Here is a 16,478-nt window from a genome sequence, read left to right on the forward strand (position 1 = left end):
GCCTCCCCTTGAGGCTGCGCTCCGCGCGCCTCCCGATAGGGGGCAGCGGCGGCGCGCCTCTTTGATGAGATGGCGCACGAAGTGCGCATCTCAGGGGCGCGGGGAACTGCGCGACCAGCCACGACGGTGGCGCGCGTGACGAACTGGTTTTTGGGGGCGCGGGGAACTGCGCGACCAGCCCCCACCGGCCGTCAGCCGACGTACAACCCAGGGGCGCGGGGAACTGCGCACCCGCCCCCGCCAGGGCTAAGCCCGGGGGTACCGGGACAGCCAGCCCTCCGAGGCGCCGGCGGGGCCGTGGAGGGCGGCGCCCTGGGTCATCTCCATGGCGAAATCATCGGCGAGTTCAAGAATCGTGGGCCGCCCCTCAAGCTCCACCACCCACGCCGGAGGCAACGCGGTCTCCCCGTGCAACGCCCCCAACAACCCCCCGCACAACGCCCCGACAGCCGCCGAAGGCCCACCATGGTGAACGGCGAGCCCGAGCCCGTGCCGGATGTCCTCCCCGACCAGAGCGCAGTACACGGCCCCGGCCAGCGCCCCGACACCCCCACCGTCCCCGACGAGCTCGGCGACCCGGGACGCGTTCGGCATCCCCTGCCGTACGGCACCCAGCGCATGCTTGAGCGCGTCCACGACCGGCGGATGCCCGGGCCGCGCGGCGAGCAGGGCGAGAGCGCGCTGCACGGCGGCGTCCAGCGAGTCCCCGCGGGCAAGGGCGTGCACGATCACGGCGTAGGCGCCCGCCGACAGATACGCCTCGGGCGCCCCGTGCGTATGGACGGCGCATTCGACGGCCAGCTGAAGAACGAGCTGCGGCTCCCAGCCGACGAGCAGCCCGAACCCGGCGGAGCGCGTCGCGGCCTCGGGCCCGTCGGCGTCGGGGTTCTTGGGCTTGTCCAGGGTGCCCATGACGTCGTTGCCGAGCCCGAGCAGACAGGCGGAAGAGGCCCCGCGGCGGGCGTACAGCCACTCCTCGCGGGCCAGCCAGCCGTCCTCCTTGCGCCGCTCGTCGGGCCCCCAGTCGCGCTGGGTGGCGGCCCACCGCAGATAGGCGCGGTGCACATCGGTGGGCGGATGCCAGGCGCCGGTGTCGCGGCGCACCTGGGCGCGGATCAGCCCGTCGACGGTGAACAGCGCGAGCTGGGTGGCGGCCGAGACGGCGCCGGTGCGGCCGAAGGCGGGCAGCAGCTCGGCGCCGCGCGCGGGCGGAGCGTCGTCCGGGGCCTTCTCGTCGAGCGGAGCGCCCAGCGCGTCGCCGAGCGCGGAGCCGAGCAGCGCGCCGCGCACCCGGCTGCGGAAGTCCTGCTGTTCGGCGCGGCCCCAGACGGCCCCGGCGGCGGGTGGTGCGCCCATGGCTCTCCTTCGCTGCCCTGCGGCCCTCGACTCGCAGCACTGTAATCGACCAGGAACGTTCGCTTCAGTGATCCAAGCGACCTCAACTGGTGAGGGAGGAGAAGCTCTTGTGGTCACTTCGGCACGTATGTGACCAGTTCGCGAAGGTACAGAGGAGTCCGCTTCCTGAGGTTCCCGCGCCGTTCACCGGCCTGTCGCACGCCGCTCTCCGACAGCCCGAAGCATCCGCCCCATGACGCACATGAAGCAGCAGATGACGCGTGTCAGGGGCACGGTCACCGCTCTGTCGGCCGCCGCCTTCCTGGCCACTCTCGCAGCCCCGGCGGCCTCCGCACACGCCGGGCACCACGCTCCGTCCGCCCGGATCCCCTTCACGCAGGCCGTCGTCACGGCGGCGGCGACCCCGGGCACGTACGAGATCACCTGGAAGGCCCCCGGCGTCCGGCGCGTCACCGTCAAGGCGAACGGCCGCACCGTGGCGAGCGGCGGCTCCACCGGCACGGTGAAGGTCACCGGCCTCCCGGCGAACGCCGACCGCCAGTGGTTCGACCTCACCCCCGACCACGGCCGCGGCCTGCACCTGGCCGACCGGCTCATCAAGCTCGACGGCACGGTGAACTTCCGCGACGCCGGCGGCTACCGCACCGCCGACGGCCACTGGGTGAAGATGGGCGAGGTCTACCGCTCGGACGCGCTCGACAAGCTGACCACGGCCGACCTCGCCAAGCTGAAGCGCCTCGGCATCGACACCGACTACGACCTGCGCATGGCCTCGGAGCGCGCCGCCGCGCCCGACCGCGTCCCGAGCGGCACCTCGTACGTCGTCGCGGACGTCCTGGCGGGCTCGCCCACCTACACCGCGATGCCGACGACGGAGGCCGAGGCCGTCGCGATGATGACCGACGGCGAGAAGTTCATGGTCAGCGGCGACTCCGCGAAGACCGCCTACCAGCAGGTCTTCTCGGGCATCACCGACGGCGACAGCGTGCTGTTCCACTGCACGGCGGGCAAGGACCGCACGGGCTGGGCGAACGCGGCTCTGCTCACCGCGCTCGGCGTCCCCCGCGAGACGGTCATGGCCGACTACCTCGCCTCGAACGACTACCGCGCGCAGGCCAACGCGGCGGCCCTCGCCTCGATGCCCCCGGAGCAGGCGAAGGTCTACAAGCCGCTCCTGGACGTCCGCGCCGAGTACCTGAACTCGGGCTTCGCCGAGGTCAAGGACACCTTCGGCTCCTTCGAGGCGTACGAGCGCCAGGGCCTCGGCATCAGCAAGAGCGAGCTGCGCGACCTGAAGCGCGACCTGCTGGTCTGAGCCGTGCGCGGGGCGGGCGCACCGGCATCGGTGCGCCCGCCTGTCAGCCTCTCAGCAGACGCAGGGCTCGGTGCCGAAGCCGAGACCGATGATGTCGGACTGGCTCAGCGCGCCGGAGAAGGCGTGCACCTCGTCGACCGAGCCGCGCAGGTACTCGCCCCACGCGCCGTCGGCATGCCCGCGCCCGACCTGCAGCCCGCCGTCGCTGTGCCAGCCACCGTGGAAAGTCGCCGTGCCCTCGTCGCTCGTGTAGCCGTCCAGGTAGAGCCTGATCTGGTCGGTCGCGTCGTCGTACACGACCGCCAGCCGCTGGCCCTGGCCCTCACCGCCGTCGGCGAGGGCCTCCCGTGCGACGACGGTCTCCGCCGCCCCGTCCTCATCGGCGCGTGTCATCACCAGCTGCCACTCGCGGTCCGCGGGGGCGTACCGCACCTTGAACGCGTCCGCGTGCTCGCCGCCCTGGGACAGCACCGTCATCGGGTGCTCGGGATCGGTGTCCGCGAGGCGGACCACCACGCCGACGGTGAAGCTGTCACCGGTGTCCACGACGGGCCGGTCCGTTGTGGCGTGACCGGTCGTGCCGTCCAGGGTGAGGTCGCCGTCGCCCACGAGCGGGTAGTCGGCCGGCGGAACGCAGTCCGGGTTCCACGCGCAGTCGTCCTCGACGCCACGGCGGATCGTCGCGCCGTCGGACAGTTTCAGCGGCGCGCCCCCGGACAGTTCCGGGCTCTCCCCGCCGTCCGCGCTCTCCAGGGACCAGTGCCCCTTCACCTCCGGCTTGCGGTAACCGAGTTCCGCGATCTCGCCGGGAGTGACCACGCGGTCGTGGACCCGTACGTCACCGACCTCGCCCTGCCAGCGGTCGCGGTATCCCGCAGGGCCACGGGCCCGCCCGATCTGGAAGGCGCCCGCTGCCTCGGCGGGCGTCGCCTTCTGACGCGTACCGACCTCGTGGCCGTTCACGTACAGCGCGGCGAGTCCCGTCTCGCTGTCGTAGAGGCCGAGGACATGGGCCCACTCGCCGGTCTCGGGAGTGCCGCCGGAGACCTGCGCGCCGCCGATACGGAAGGACCACACCGGCGTGGAGCCGTCACCGGGCCGCAGTCCGAGGGTGAGACCCGCAGCCGCGCCGGCGTCCTGGCTCGCGACGGTCCGCACCCCGTCCGTGGCGGCGGGACGCACCCAGCCGCCCACCGCGAACGTCCGCCGCGTGTCGGCCACGGCCTTGTCCGGGGACAGGAAGCCGTGCCCCGTGCCGTCCAGGCTCGCGGTGGAGGTCAGGGCGGTGCCGCCCGGCGCCGTCGCGCCGAACGTCACACCGGCGCCCGCCCGCGCGCCGGGCCCGGTCTCCGCCGCGGCCGTCTGCGTGCCCGCCGGGTCGGCGAGCTCCCAGTGGGCGACGGGTCCGGTGCCCGCCACGACGAAGAAGGAGTAGTCCGCGCGGTTGCTGCTGCGGTCCGACCGGTCGATGGCCTCGACGCTCAGCGTCTCGGGGCCCCTCTCCAGCGGCAGGTACCGAATGTCGGCCGGCCCGCCGGGCTTCTCCGGTGACACACTCTTGTAGGTGCCGCCGGTGTACCAGTAGCGGTACTCGACGACGTCGTCCGAGGGCGAGTCCACGGTGAAGGTGCCGTACTCCCCGACGCGCGAGGTCCAGCTGTCCTCGGGGAAGTCCGTCGAGGTCACGACGGGCTTCGCCGGGCTCTCGTCGTCGTAGACGAACTCGCAGACGGAGCCGCCCTCCTCCGAACTCCACGCGGAGACGGCCTTGCCGTCGTTCGCCCGCACCCGCCAGGACACGACGGTGTCCGGCGGTACGTCGTCGGGCATCCGCCAGGACTGCGTGGAGCCCGACGGCGTCATGGTCGAGGTGTAGGTCCGGCGCTGCTCCGCGCCGTCCGCGTCCGTCCACCATGCCTCGAACTCGCCCTGTACGCGGTTGCCCTCGGCGGGCTGGTCGTCGCTCTCAGGGTCGTAGAGCACCGCCGTCAGCCGCGGCGCCTCCGAGACGTACGACCGCTCCGCCCCCGAAGCGCACCCCTTGCCGTCGGATCTCAGATCCTGCACGAGCGGCCGCAACGGCGGCAGGTTGTCGGCCGCCAGCGCTGCCGACGGCGTCGCGATCACCGTCAGTGTCGCCGAGCCGACGACGGCCGCCCGTCTGAGTCTGCTCCAAGTCCTTTTACTGCGTGGCACGTTGGCCCCTCCCCTGTCGTCCCGCTCCGATCACGGGTCGCAGGAGGCTAACAGCGGGCACTGACACGAGTGGGCCATTGAATGGCCGGGACCCGGGTCCCGGCGAGGCCGTCAGTCCTCCAGGACGGGCAGCAACTCCGGCAGATGCCCGTCCGACGCCGCCGCCGCCCGGACCCGCTCCTCCGGGACGGCGCCGTACAGCGTCGTCCTCGGCCTGGCCGGGCGGCCCGCCGCGTCGGCCACCGCGGTCAGGTCCTTCACCGACTTGTAGGAGCCGTAGGAGGAGCCCGCCATGCGGGAGATGGTCTCCTCCATCAGGGTGCCGCCGAGGTCGTTGGCGCCGGAGCGGAGCATCTCGGCGGCGCCCTCGGTGCCCAGCTTCACCCAGCTGGTCTGGATGTTGGGGATGTGCGGGTGGAGCAGGACGCGGGCCATCGCCGTGACGGCCCGGTTGTCGCGGGTGGTCGGGCCGGGGCGGGCGATGCCCGCCAGGTAGACCGGCGCGTTGGTGTGGATGAACGGCAGCGTCACGAACTCCGTGAAGCCGCCGGTCTCCTGCTGGATGCCGGCCAGGGTGCGCAGGTGGCCGAGCCAGTGGCGGGGCTGGTCCACATGCCCGTACATCATGGTGGAGGACGAGCGGATGCCCAGCTCGTGGGCCGTCTTGATGACCTCGATCCAGGTCGCCGTGGGCAGTTTGCCCTTGGTGAGGATCCAGCGGACCTCGTCGTCGAGGATCTCGGCGGCCGTGCCGGGGATCGAGTCCAGGCCCGCTTCCCTGGCGGCGGTCAGCCACTCTCGGATGGACATCCCGGTGCGGGTCGCGCCGTTCACGACCTCCATCGGGGAGAAGGCGTGGACGTGCATGCCGGGCACGCGCTCCTTCACGGCCTTCGCGATGTCGAAGTAGGCCGTGCCGGGCAGGTCCGGGTGGATGCCGCCCTGCATGCACACCTCGACCGCGCCGACGTCCCACGCCTGCTGGGCCCGGTCGGCGACCTGGTCCAGGGAGAGGGTGTAGGCGTCGGCGTCGGTGCGGCGCTGGGCGAAGGCGCAGAAGCGGCAGCCGGTGTAGCAGACGTTCGTGAAGTTGATGTTCCGCGTGACGATGTACGTGACGTCGTCGCCGTTGACCGTCTTACGGATGTCGTCGGCGATTCCGCAGAGGGCGTCGAGGGCCGGGCCGTCCGCGTGCAGCAGGGCGAGGGCCTGGTCGTCGGTGAGCTTCGTCGGGTCGTCGGCGGCGACCGCCAGCGCCTCGCGCACGTCGCCGTCGATGCGGGACGGGACCATGCCGGGCGCCGCCTGCTCGCGCAGCGCCTCCCAGTCGCCGTAGACCTCGTCGAAGTCGTCGCGGCGGTCGGACGTGCGGCCCTCGGTGTCGATGGTGCGGTGCAGGTCGGTGCGGCCGGACGCGGCGACGTACCCCTCGTCGGGCTCCTGCCAGGGGCGGCCCACGACGGGCGCGTCCGCGATCGCGAGGCCCGTCTCCGGGTCGGCCAGCGCGCGGACGTGCGGGAGCAGGCGCGGGTCGAGCCACGGCTCGCCGCGCGTCACGAACTCCGGGTACACACACAGCCGTTCGCGCAGCTCGAAGCCGGCCTGCGCCGACTGCTCGGCCAGTTCCTCCAGCTTCGGCCACGGCTTCTCGGGGTTCACATGGTCGATGGTCACCGGGGAGACGCCGCCCCAGTCGTCGATGCCCGCGCCGATGAGGCGCGTGTACTCGCCGTCGACGAGGTTCGGCGGGGCCTGGAGGTTGCCCGACGGGCCCATGATGTGCCGGGCGACGGCGACCGTCGCGACGAGGTCGTCGAGTTCGGCGTCGGGCATCCCGCGCATCGCCGTGTCCGGCTTGGCGCGGAAGTTCTGGATGATGAGTTCCTGGATCCCGTGGTACGAGCGGGCGGTGCGGCGCAGCGCGAACAGCGACTCCGCGCGCTCCTCGTAGGTCTCGCCGATGCCGATGAGCAGCCCGCTGGTGAACGGGACGGACGAGCGGCCCGCGTCCTCCAGGACCCGCAGCCGCACCGCCGGTTCCTTGTCCGGGGAGCCGTGGTGCGGCATGCCCGGCTCGGACCACAGGCGCTCGGCGGTCGTCTCCAGCATCATGCCCATGGACGGCGCGACGGGCTTGAGGCGCTGGAAGTCGGTCCAGGACAGCACCCCGGGGTTGAGGTGCGGGAGCAGGCCCGTCTCCTCCAGGATGCGGATGGATATGGCCCGGACGTACGCGATGGTGTCGTCGTAGCCGTGCGCGTCGAGCCACTCGCGCGCCTCGGGCCAGCGGTCCTCGGGCTTGTCGCCGAGGGTGATCAGGGCTTCCTTGCAGCCGAGTTCGGCACCCTTGCGCGCGACGTCCAGGACCTCGTCCGGCGACATGAACATCCCGTGCCCGGCGCGCCGCAGCTTGCCGGGGACGGTGACGAACGTGCAGTAGTGGCACTTGTCCCGGCACAGCCGGGTGAGCGGGATGAAGACGCTCTTGGAGTACGTGATGACGCCGGGCCGCCCGGCCGCCTCCAGTCCCGCGTCGCGCACCCGGGCGGCCGAGGCCGTGAGGTCGTCCAGGTCGGCGCCGCGCGCCTGGAGCAGCACGGCGGCCTCCGTGACGTCGAGCGCGACGCCGTCCCTGGCTCGTTTCAGGGCGCGGCGCATCGCGTTGGCCGTGGGTCGGTCCGTCTGAGGCGTCTGGGGTACGGCGTCCTGATCACTCATGAATTGAGCATACGAGCGGTGGCCCGCGGCCCACGAGAGCGCACCCCGGGTGACGCTCACAGGTACGGGGCGTACTCGTCCAGCGTCTTCAGCACGGTCCCGGTGTCCCCCGGCGGGAGTTGCAGGACGACCTCCTCGAAGCCCTGCTCGGCGTAGTGCGCCAGCTTGCCCGGGGTCGGCAGCACCGCGTACGGCACGATCGTCAGCGCCTCGGGGTCGCGGCCCGCCTCCGCCCACCGCTCCTTCAGCTCGGGCACGGTCCGGCTCAGCCCGGCGCCGCCGATCGGCATCCAGCCGTCGGCGTACGCGCAGATGTGCGCGAAGAGCTTCGGCCCGGCGGCGCCGCCGACGAGGATGCGGGGCGCGCCGCCGCGCACCGGCTTGGGGAAGGCGTGGCTGGCGCGCACCCCCGGGCCGAACTCCCCCGCGTACGCCGTGGGTTCGGCCGCCCACAGCGCCCGCATCACGCCCATCCGCTCCAGGACGAGGTCCCGGCGCGTGCGCCAGTCGGCGACGCCGTGGTCGGCGGCCTCCTCGCGGTTCCAGCCGAAGCCGACGCCGAGCGTGAAGCGGCCGCCGGAGAGGTGGTCGAGGGTGGCGATCTGCTTGGCCAGGGCGATCGGGTCGTGCTCCATGGGGAGGGTGACGCCGGTGCCGAGGAACAGGTCATCGGTGACGGCGGCGGCCTGGGCGAGGGCCACGAGCGGGTCGAGGGTGCGGGTGTACTCGCGAGGCAGGTCACCGCCGTTGGGGTACGGGCTGGTGCGCTCCACGGGGATGTGGGTGTGCTCGGGGAGGTAGAGGCCGCCGAAGCCGCGCTGCTGGAGTTCGCGGGCGAGGCGCACGGGAGTGATGGTCTCGTCGGTCAGGAAGATCGTGGTCGAGATCCGCATGCGGCTTTCCTACCGGCGGGGGTTCCAGGAGTCCATGGGCACGGCTACGCTCCCCTGATCGCATTCGCCGAACGCTCTTTACCGGCCTTTTGCGAAAGGCGGGTACGCGGCCTCTTCCGGGTTCCTTCCACGTTTTTCCGGACCATTCTTCACGGGGGTTTTCGATGTCCGTACGTTCACGTCCCGCGGCGGTGCTGGTGCTGCTGGGAGCGCTGCTGTTCGGGTCGGTGCCGGTGACGGCGGCCGCGCACACCGGCTCCACGACGGTGTCGGCGGCCGCCTCGGCGACGGGCCACACGTCGTCGGCCGCGGCTCCGCAGAAGGTCACCGTGGCCAAGTCGGTGACGCGGATCGGCAAATCCAAGCGGCGGCACAAATCCCGTCACGGCGGTTCGTTCGGCAAGGTCGCCCTGATCCTGATCATTCTGCTCGTGCTCGTGGTGCTGGTGGTCCTCGGCCTGGTCCGTAAACGCTCCCGGTCGTAATCCGCCGCTCCCCTTCCATTGGCGGGCGGTTAACGGCTCAATACCAGAGTTGCCCGGGCCACACCCGGGCCACATCCGACACTCTGGGGAGCCGCGACATGTGCACCGACGCCGACCACGGAGACGACAGCGACCTCGGCGGACTCGGCAGGCGGGCGCTGCTGGTGACCGGAGCGGCCGGCGCGCTTACGCTCGGGACCATGAGCTTCGCCCGCGCCGCCGAGGGCTCGCAGTCGACCCGTACGCTCACGGGCACGCTGCCGCCGGGCGCGCCCGACTTCGTGTACCTGCCGGTCGAGGTGCCGCGCGGGGTACGGGAGATCAGGGTCGCGTACACGTACACGAAGGCCGCCGTGCCGGCCGGCACCCAGAACAACGCGCTCGACATCGGCATCTTCGACGAGCGCGGCACGGCGCTCGGCGGCGACGGCTTCCGGGGCTGGTCGGGCGGGGCCCGCACCGAGTTCTTCCTGCGCGCCGACGACGCGACGCCCGGCTATCTGCCGGGCCCGGTGCGGGCCGGGACCTGGCACATCGCGCTCGGCCCGTACACGGTGGCGCCGGACGGCCTGCCGTACTCGGTGACGGTGACGCTGACGCACGGCGAGCCCGGTGAGACGCCCACGCCGTCCTATCCGCCGGAGCGGGCGCGCGGGCGCGGCCGGGCCTGGTACCGCGGCGACTGCCATCTGCACTCCTGGTACTCGGACGGCAGGCGCACCCCGGCCGAGATCGGCGCCCTCGCGCGGGCGGCGGGCCTGGACTTCATCAACACCTCGGACCACAACACCCAGTCCTCGCACGCCCATTGGGCGGACGTGGCGGGCGACGACCTGCTGGTGATGCTCGGCGAGGAGATCACGACCCGCAACGGCCACGTCGTCGCCCTCGGCACCGACCCGGGCACGTTCGTCGACTGGCGCTACCGGGCGCGGGACAACCGCTGGGCGAAGTACGCCGACCGGATCCGGCGGGCGGGCGGCCTGGTCGTCCCGGCGCACCCGCACGCGACGTGCATCGGCTGCGGCTGGAAGTTCGGCTTCGGCGAGGCGGACGCGGTGGAGGTGTGGAACGGCCCGTACACGGCGGACGACGAGGTCTCCCTGGCCGACTGGGACAACACCCTTGTCTCCTACGCCCGTTCACGCGGCCGCGGCCACGGCTCCTGGCTGCCCGCGATGGGCAACAGCGACGCCCACCGCGACCCGGACCGGGTCGGCGGCCCGCAGACGGTGGTCCTCGCCGACGACCTGACGCGGGACGCGATCCAGGCGGGCATCAGGGCGGGCCACTCCTACGTCGCCGAGACCAAGGACGTCGAGGTCACCTTCACCGCGAGCGGCGGCAAGGGCCGCACGGCGGGCCTCGGCGAACGCCTCGCCGTCGCCGCCGACACCCCGGTGACGGTGGACCTTGAGGTGAAGGGCGCCCCCGGCTGCACCCTGCACATCGTCACGGACGAGGGCCTCCTGTTCACCTCGGCTCCGCTCCCCGAATCGGGCACGGGCCGCGCAACCTGGCACACGACCCCGTCCTACGCGGCCTACGTCCGCGCCGAGATCCGCCACCCGGCAACGGTCCCGGGCCTCCCGGGCGCCCTGACGGCGTTCACGAACCCGATCTTCCTGGGGGCGTAGGCGGCTACTCCACGAACAGGGCCTCGGCGGTGTCGACGAAGATCGCCCGGTCGAACCAGGCGTCCAGCTGGGCGAGATCCGTGCATCCGGCGACGCGTTCCCGCAGGGCGTCGGGAACGTCGACACCGCGCCGGTCGAGGATGCGCAGCACATCTTCCGCACGGCCTTCCGCACGGCCTTCCGCACGCAGCCGCATGGACGTCTCGGACCGGAAGTAGGAAAGAGGGAGGGGCATCATTTGCCTCCAGATGTCGGCGGCCGGGACCTTCCCCAGCCCCAGTTCCGTGAACTCGGTGAAGACCGCGGCCGTCTCCTCGTCGACGGCCTTCAGACCGGCAGCCAGCATCTTCAGTGTGTCAGCGATACGCGGGTCCTTGGCGTGGGTGACGGCGGAGAAGACCGCGAGCGGGACGTCGCGGGCGACCTCGTCGGCCGAGGCCACGACCGGCACGTTGTGCGGGCCCAGGACCAGGGGACGCATGGTGATGAGCGGCCACACGTCCAGTCCGACCTTGAAGGGGCCGGACGCCCAGCGGGCCGTGTTCGCGTCCTGGCACGTGATGAGGAGCTGCATCGGCAGCCGTCAGGTCCGTGGGCATGAGCGCCACGTCCAACGCTCTGAACGTGCGGCCGAAGACCCCGGGATCCTTCTGGAAGATCCGGTGCATCGCCTCATGGGATGAACTGACCATGTCCCGAAGCTATGGGCCGGTCCGCTCATGCCAGCGGCATACGCCGTGAGATCACCCGAGTGAGTGAGCAGGCGCCCCGGAGGCTGACCCTTACTCCTCCACCACCAGCACCGCGGTCTCCCGGTTCAGTACCTCGCCGCGGAAGAAGGCGGGGCTGCGGCGGCCCATCACCAGCATGATCAGGACGCCGATGAGGAGCAGGCCGACGCCGATGACGAAGACCGAGCCGACGCCGAACACGGACGAGCCGCTGCCGTAAGCCGGGTTCCACATGTCCACCAGGGTCTTCACGAAGACCGCCGAGAGCAGGACACCGCCCAGAGCGGGGAACAGCCCCTTGAAGGCGAAGTCGCGCAGGGAACCGGTCAGCTCGCCCTTGAAGTACCAGGCGCAGGCGAACGCCGTGAGCGCGTAGTAGAAGCAGATCATGAGGCCGAGCGCGTAGATCGTGTCGACGAGGACGTGCTCGGAGACCAGGGTCATGACCGTGTAGAAGACGGCCGTCGCGACGCCCGCCGTGACGGTCGCGCGGCCGGGCGTCTTGAAGCGCGGGTGGACGCGGGCGTACGAGGCCGGGAGCGCCTCGTAGGTCGACATGGCGAGGACGGTACGGGCGACGGGGATGAACGTCGTCTGGAGGCTGGCCGCCGCCGAGGCGAGGACCGCGAGGAAGAGCAGGATGCCGAGGGTGGGGCCCATCACGGGTCCCGCCAGCGCGGCGAAGACGTTGTCGGAGGTCTCGGGGTTCGCCAGCCCGAGGCCCTTGCCGCCGGAGCCGACGATCATCTGGGCGGCGACGCCCGTGGCCAGGTAGGAGCCGACGAGGACGACCATCGCGATGAGCGCGGCGCGGCCCGGCGTCTTCTCGGAGCCGATCGTCTCCTCGTTGGCGGTCAGGCAGGTGTCCCAGCCCCAGTACATGAAGATCGACAGGGACAGGCCCGCCGTGAACGCGCCGAAGGACTGCACCGAGAACGGGTTCAGCCACGACCAGGAGAAGTCCACCGAGGTCGGGAAGTCCGCCGAGCCCGCCTTCGCCACCGCCATCGCGACGAAGACGGCGAGCACCACCAGCTGAAGCCCGACGAGCGTGTACTGCACGCCCTTCGTGGCGGTCATTCCGCGATAGCTGATCGCGGTCGCGGCGGCGATCAGGACGAGGCACGTGACGATGTGGACGGCCTTGTTGCCGTCGAGGTCGGCCACGGCGGAGTTGTTGGTGATCTCCCCGGCGAGCAGCCAGAAGTACGAGGTCGCGACGCCGGCCAGATTCGACAGCACGATGATCGTCGCGATCACCAGGCCCCAGCCGCACATCCAGCCCACGCGCGGCCCGAACGCCTTCACGGTCCAGGTGAACGACGTGCCGCAGTCCGGCATCACCTTGTTCAGCTCCCGGTACGCGAACGCGACGAGGAGCATCGGCAGGAACCCGGCGAGGAACACCGCGGGCATCTGGAGACCGACCTCGCCGGCCGTGGAGCCGAGGGTCGAGGTGAGGCAGTAGACGGGCGCGACGGTGGAGACGCCGATGACGGCACTGCCGAGCAGCCCGACGGAGTTCCCGCCGAGGCCCTTGCCCTCGCCCTTCCCTGTGCCCTCCTGGGGCCGCACGTCCAGCTGAGTCATGAACAGGACGTTAAATCCTGCGGTTTCCACATCTGGCGTGATTCGTCATGACATGGACTCTTAATGATCCATGGGCAATTCGGGCATCGACCTAAGAGTTAACAGCCCACTCGCGCATTCTAGCCGCACTTTGCAAGGCGATCGGCCCGGCGTCCGATATTCGGTAATCGCAGCCGGGTCCGATATGCCCCCTTCGAAAATTTCCCGTGAGGAGTGGGTCACGTCTCCCGGGTCACATCGCCCCGGGCCACCTCACCCGGGTCACCTCACCCGGGCCACACGATCGACTGGAGCTCGCTGTAGGCGTGCAGCGCGTACGAGCCGACGTCCCGGCCCACCCCGCTCTTCTTGAACCCGCCGAACGGCGCCTCCATGTTCCGCCCGACCGTGTTCACCCCGACCCCGCCGGCCCGCAGCCGCCGCGCGACCCGGAAGGCGCGCGCGACGTCGCCGGACCAGACGTAGTCGATGAGCCCGTAGTCGGAGTCGTTGGCCAGCGCCACCGCCTCGTCCTCGTCGCCGGGGCCCGCCCCGTCGAAGGGGACGATCGTGACGACCGGGCCGAAGATCTCCTCGCGGACCACCCGCATGTCGTTGGTGCACCCGGCGAGCAGCGTGGGAGCGACGTAGAAGCCCTGCTCGTACGCGGGCCGCTCCCCGCCCGCGACCACCGTCGCCCCTTCCTTGCGCCCCAGCTCCACGTACGACTCCACGCGCTCGCGGTGCGCGGCCGAGATGACAGGGCCGACGACCGTGCCCCGCTCCCTCGGGTCGCCGACCTTCATGAACCCGATGTACGCGGTGAGCTTGTCGACGAACGCGTCGTACGCCGAGCGGTGCACGAGCGCCCGGGTCGGCGCCGTGCAGATCTGTCCGCTGTAGAAGGCGTACGTCGTGCCGATCCCGGCGACGGCCGAGTCGAGGTCGGCGTCGCCGAAGACGATCGCGGCGCCCTTGCCGCCCAGTTCCATCAGCTGCCGCTTCATGGTGCGGCCGCACACCTCGCCGATGCGCTGCCCGACGGCGGTGGAGCCGGTGAAGGAGACCATGTCGACGTCCGGCGCGTCGACGGCCGCCTCCCCGACGTCGACCGAGGCCCCGCTGACCACGTTCACCACACCCGGCGGCGCCCCGGCCTCCTCCAGGGCGGCCGCCATCCGGAACACGGAGAGCGGGTCCTGCGGGGCGGGCTTCACGACGACGGTGTTGCCCATGGCGAGGGCGGGCGCGATCTTGCCCGCCGGGTTGGCCCACGGGTTGTTGTACGAGGTGATGCAGGTGACGACGCCGACCGGCTGCCGCACGGCGAGCGCGCCCATCACCCCGGCCTTGCCCATCGGCCCGGCCTCGTTGATCTGCGGGGCGAGTCCTTCTTCCACGGGTTCGAGGGCGCCCCGCGCGTACCGCCGGAACCGGGTGACGCCGACGCCGACCTGCATCCCGCGGGCCGTGCCGGTGGTGGCGCCGCTCTCGGCCTGCGCCACCTCGGCGTGGGCCGCGAAGTCGCGCTGCATGAGGTCGGCGGCCCGGTCGAGAATCGCGGCCCGCTCCTCGGGCGTCGTCCGCGACCAGGGCCCGAAGGCGTCGCGGGCGGCGCGCGCGGCGTCGTACACCTGCTGTCGCGTGGCTTCGGGTGCGGCGCCGACGACCTGCTCGGTCGCCGGGTCGACCACGTCGTACGTACCGCCGGCGGGCTCGACCCACTCGCCCCCGATCAGCAACTTGCCCTCGACCGCGCTCACTTGGTGCTCACCGTCCGGGTGTCCTGCCCCGAGCGGAGCACCTTGCCGGGAACGGCGCCGCTGACGACGTCGTCGCGGATGGCCTCGACCCCGTTGACCCAGACGGCGGTGATGCCGATGGCCTTGGAGTCCAGGCGCGGGCTGTCGCCGGGCAGGTCGTGCACCAGGGTCGCCTTGCCCGCGTCGATCGCCTCCGGGTCGAAGAGCACCAGGTCGGCGTGGAAGCCCTCCTCAAGTCGCCCGCGCTCGCGCAGCCCGAACAGCTCGGCCGGGTCGGCGGTCAGCATCTTCACGGCCTGCTCCAGACCGACCAGCTTGCGCCCGCGCAGACAGTCCCCGATGAACCGGGTCGTGTACGGCGCCCCGCACATCCGGTCCAGGTGCGCCCCGGCGTCGGAGCCGCCCAGCATGACGTCCTCGTGGCCCCAGGCCTCGGCGCGCAGCGCCCACGAGTCGGGGTCGTTGTCGGTCGGCATCGGCCAAAGCACCGTACGCAGGCGGTCGTTGGCGCAGATGTCGACCAGGCACGCGAAGGGTTCCTGGCCGCGCTCGGCCGCGATGTCCTTCACCACGCGCCCGCTCAGCCCCTCGTTCGCCTCCGAGTACGTGTCCCCGATGACGTAACGGCCGAAGTCGGCGAGCCGCCGGAAGACCCCGGCCTCCTTGCTGTCGGCGCGCCGCAGCATCTCGGCCCGCACGTCCGGATCGCGGAGCCTGGCTATCCGCTCGTCGACCGGCAGGCCCAGGATGTCGCCCCAGCCGGGGATGAGGTTGAGCGCGCAGAACGTGCCGAGGGACATGTTCATCGGGGTCAGGATCGGCATGGTCAGGGCGATGATCCGGCCGCCCGACTTGCGGGCCCGCTCACTCGCGGCGAGCTGGCGCGGTACGCGTTCGGGGACGGCGGCGTCGATGGTCAGCACGTTCCAGTTGAGGGGGCGCCCGGCGGCGGCGCTCATCTCGACGAACAGATCGATCTCGTCGTCGCTGAACTGATCGAGGCACCCGGCGACGATCGCCTCGATCTGGGTGCCCTCGTGCTCGCCGACCGCCTTGCTGAGCGCGATGAGTTCGGCGGGCAGCGCGTGCCGCGACGCGACCGGCTTGCCGTCGCCGTCGGAGTGCGTGGAGGACTGGGTGGTGGACAGGCCCCAGGCGCCGGCGTCCATCGCCTCGTGGAACAGCGCGAGCATGGCGTCCATCTGCTGCTCGCTGGGCTGCCCGCCGACGGCGTCCGCCCCCATCACGTACCGGCGCAGCGCGCAGTGCCCCACCATGAAACCGGCGTTGACCGCGATCCGTCCGTCGAGCGCGTCGAGGTACTCCCCGAAGGAGCTCCAGTTCCAGGGCGCCCCCTCTTCGAGCGCCACCAGCGACATCCCCTCGACCTTGGACATCATCCGCCGCGTGTAGTCGGCGTCGTCCGGCCGCTCGGGGTTGAGCGGGGCGAGCGTGAAGCCGCAGTTGCCGCCCGCGACCGTGGTCACGCCGTGGTTGAGGGAGGGCGTCGCGTACGGGTCCCAGAACAGCTGCGCGTCGTAGTGCGTGTGCGGATCGACGAACCCGGGGGCGAGCACGAGCCCCGCGGCGTCCTCGCTCGTCCGCGCCTCCTCGGCGACGGCTCCGGGCTCGGCGATGACGGCGATGCGCCCGTCACGGATGCCGACATCGGCGACGCGGGCGGGGGCACCGGTCCCGTCGACGACGGTGGCGCCCTTGATCAGATGGTCGAGCATGGCAAACCCCCCAACTATCAAGCCCCTCCGGCGTTTGAGGAGCGGGGTCCGGGGCGGAGCCCCGTGACGGTGGCAACGG

Annotated in this window: 11 protein-coding genes; 3 read left to right on the forward strand and 8 right to left on the reverse strand. The window is 71.7% G+C overall.

Annotation, left to right across the window (positions count from 1 at the left end):
- Nucleotides 1-246: 246 nt before the first annotated feature.
- The gene (locus K377_RS39135) at nt 247-1,356 is read right to left on the reverse strand and encodes an ADP-ribosylglycohydrolase family protein (RefSeq protein ID WP_111668424.1); all 1,110 of its coding nucleotides are present in this window, start codon (nt 1,354-1,356) and stop codon (nt 247-249) included.
- 232 nt (nt 1,357-1,588) lie between these two features.
- Here K377_RS39135 and K377_RS39140 point away from each other — a divergent pair, with 232 nt between their 5' ends.
- The gene (locus K377_RS39140; protein ID WP_237551504.1) at nt 1,589-2,671 is read left to right on the forward strand and encodes a tyrosine-protein phosphatase; all 1,083 of its coding nucleotides are present in this window, start codon (nt 1,589-1,591) and stop codon (nt 2,669-2,671) included.
- A 51-nt stretch (nt 2,672-2,722) separates the two neighbouring features.
- Here the strand turns inward: K377_RS39140 and K377_RS39145 are convergent, their stop codons facing one another.
- The 3 genes from K377_RS39145 to K377_RS39155 form a co-directional block, all read right to left on the reverse strand.
- On the reverse strand, nt 2,723-4,867 hold the full coding sequence (locus K377_RS39145; protein ID WP_258395305.1) for a LamG domain-containing protein: 2,145 nt from the start codon (nt 4,865-4,867) through the stop codon (nt 2,723-2,725).
- Nucleotides 4,868-4,978: 111 nt separating this feature from the next.
- Entirely contained in the window at nt 4,979-7,585 is a 2,607-nt protein-coding gene (locus K377_RS39150; protein WP_111668425.1) for a bifunctional FO biosynthesis protein CofGH, read from the reverse strand.
- Nucleotides 7,586-7,641: 56 nt separating this feature from the next.
- Nucleotides 7,642-8,478 (reverse strand): TIGR03619 family F420-dependent LLM class oxidoreductase, encoded by an 837-nt coding sequence (locus tag K377_RS39155; RefSeq protein WP_111668426.1) that lies wholly within the window; start codon nt 8,476-8,478, stop codon nt 7,642-7,644.
- A gap of 164 nt (nt 8,479-8,642) precedes the next feature.
- On the opposite strand from K377_RS39155, the gene K377_RS39160 reads away from it, so the two are divergent.
- Together K377_RS39160 and K377_RS39165 are read left to right on the forward strand one after the other, a co-directional pair.
- Nucleotides 8,643-8,963 carry a hypothetical protein gene (locus K377_RS39160; RefSeq protein WP_146614830.1) on the forward strand — a complete coding sequence of 107 codons (321 nt, stop codon included), beginning with the start codon at nt 8,643-8,645 and terminating at the stop codon, nt 8,961-8,963.
- 98 nt (nt 8,964-9,061) lie between these two features.
- Complete coding sequence (locus K377_RS39165; RefSeq protein ID WP_111668428.1) at nt 9,062-10,600, forward strand: CehA/McbA family metallohydrolase; 1,539 nt, start codon at nt 9,062-9,064, stop codon at nt 10,598-10,600.
- A gap of 4 nt (nt 10,601-10,604) precedes the next feature.
- Here the strand turns inward: K377_RS39165 and K377_RS39170 are convergent, their stop codons facing one another.
- The 4 genes from K377_RS39170 to K377_RS39185 all read right to left on the reverse strand — a co-directional run bounded on the left by K377_RS39170 (nt 10,605) and on the right by K377_RS39185 (nt 16,399).
- Nucleotides 10,605-11,174, reverse strand: a complete 570-nt coding sequence (locus tag K377_RS39170) for a DUF4351 domain-containing protein (protein WP_237551505.1) — start codon at nt 11,172-11,174, stop codon at nt 10,605-10,607.
- A gap of 208 nt (nt 11,175-11,382) precedes the next feature.
- Nucleotides 11,383-12,921, reverse strand: coding sequence for an APC family permease (locus K377_RS39175; RefSeq protein WP_111668429.1), 1,539 nt, complete (start codon nt 12,919-12,921; stop codon nt 11,383-11,385).
- A 266-nt stretch (nt 12,922-13,187) separates the two neighbouring features.
- Nucleotides 13,188-14,663 (reverse strand): aldehyde dehydrogenase family protein, encoded by a 1,476-nt coding sequence (locus K377_RS39180; RefSeq protein WP_111668430.1) that lies wholly within the window; start codon nt 14,661-14,663, stop codon nt 13,188-13,190.
- On the reverse strand, nt 14,660-16,399 hold the full coding sequence (locus tag K377_RS39185; RefSeq protein WP_111668431.1) for an amidohydrolase family protein: 1,740 nt from the start codon (nt 16,397-16,399) through the stop codon (nt 14,660-14,662). The genes K377_RS39180 and K377_RS39185 overlap by 4 nt, the downstream gene beginning before the upstream one ends.
- Between the last annotated feature and the right edge of the window lie 79 nt (nt 16,400-16,478).

The sequence above is a fragment of the Streptomyces sp. PsTaAH-137 genome (genome assembly GCF_003259365.1).
Taxonomy (GTDB): Bacteria; Actinomycetota; Actinomycetes; order Streptomycetales; family Streptomycetaceae; genus Streptomyces.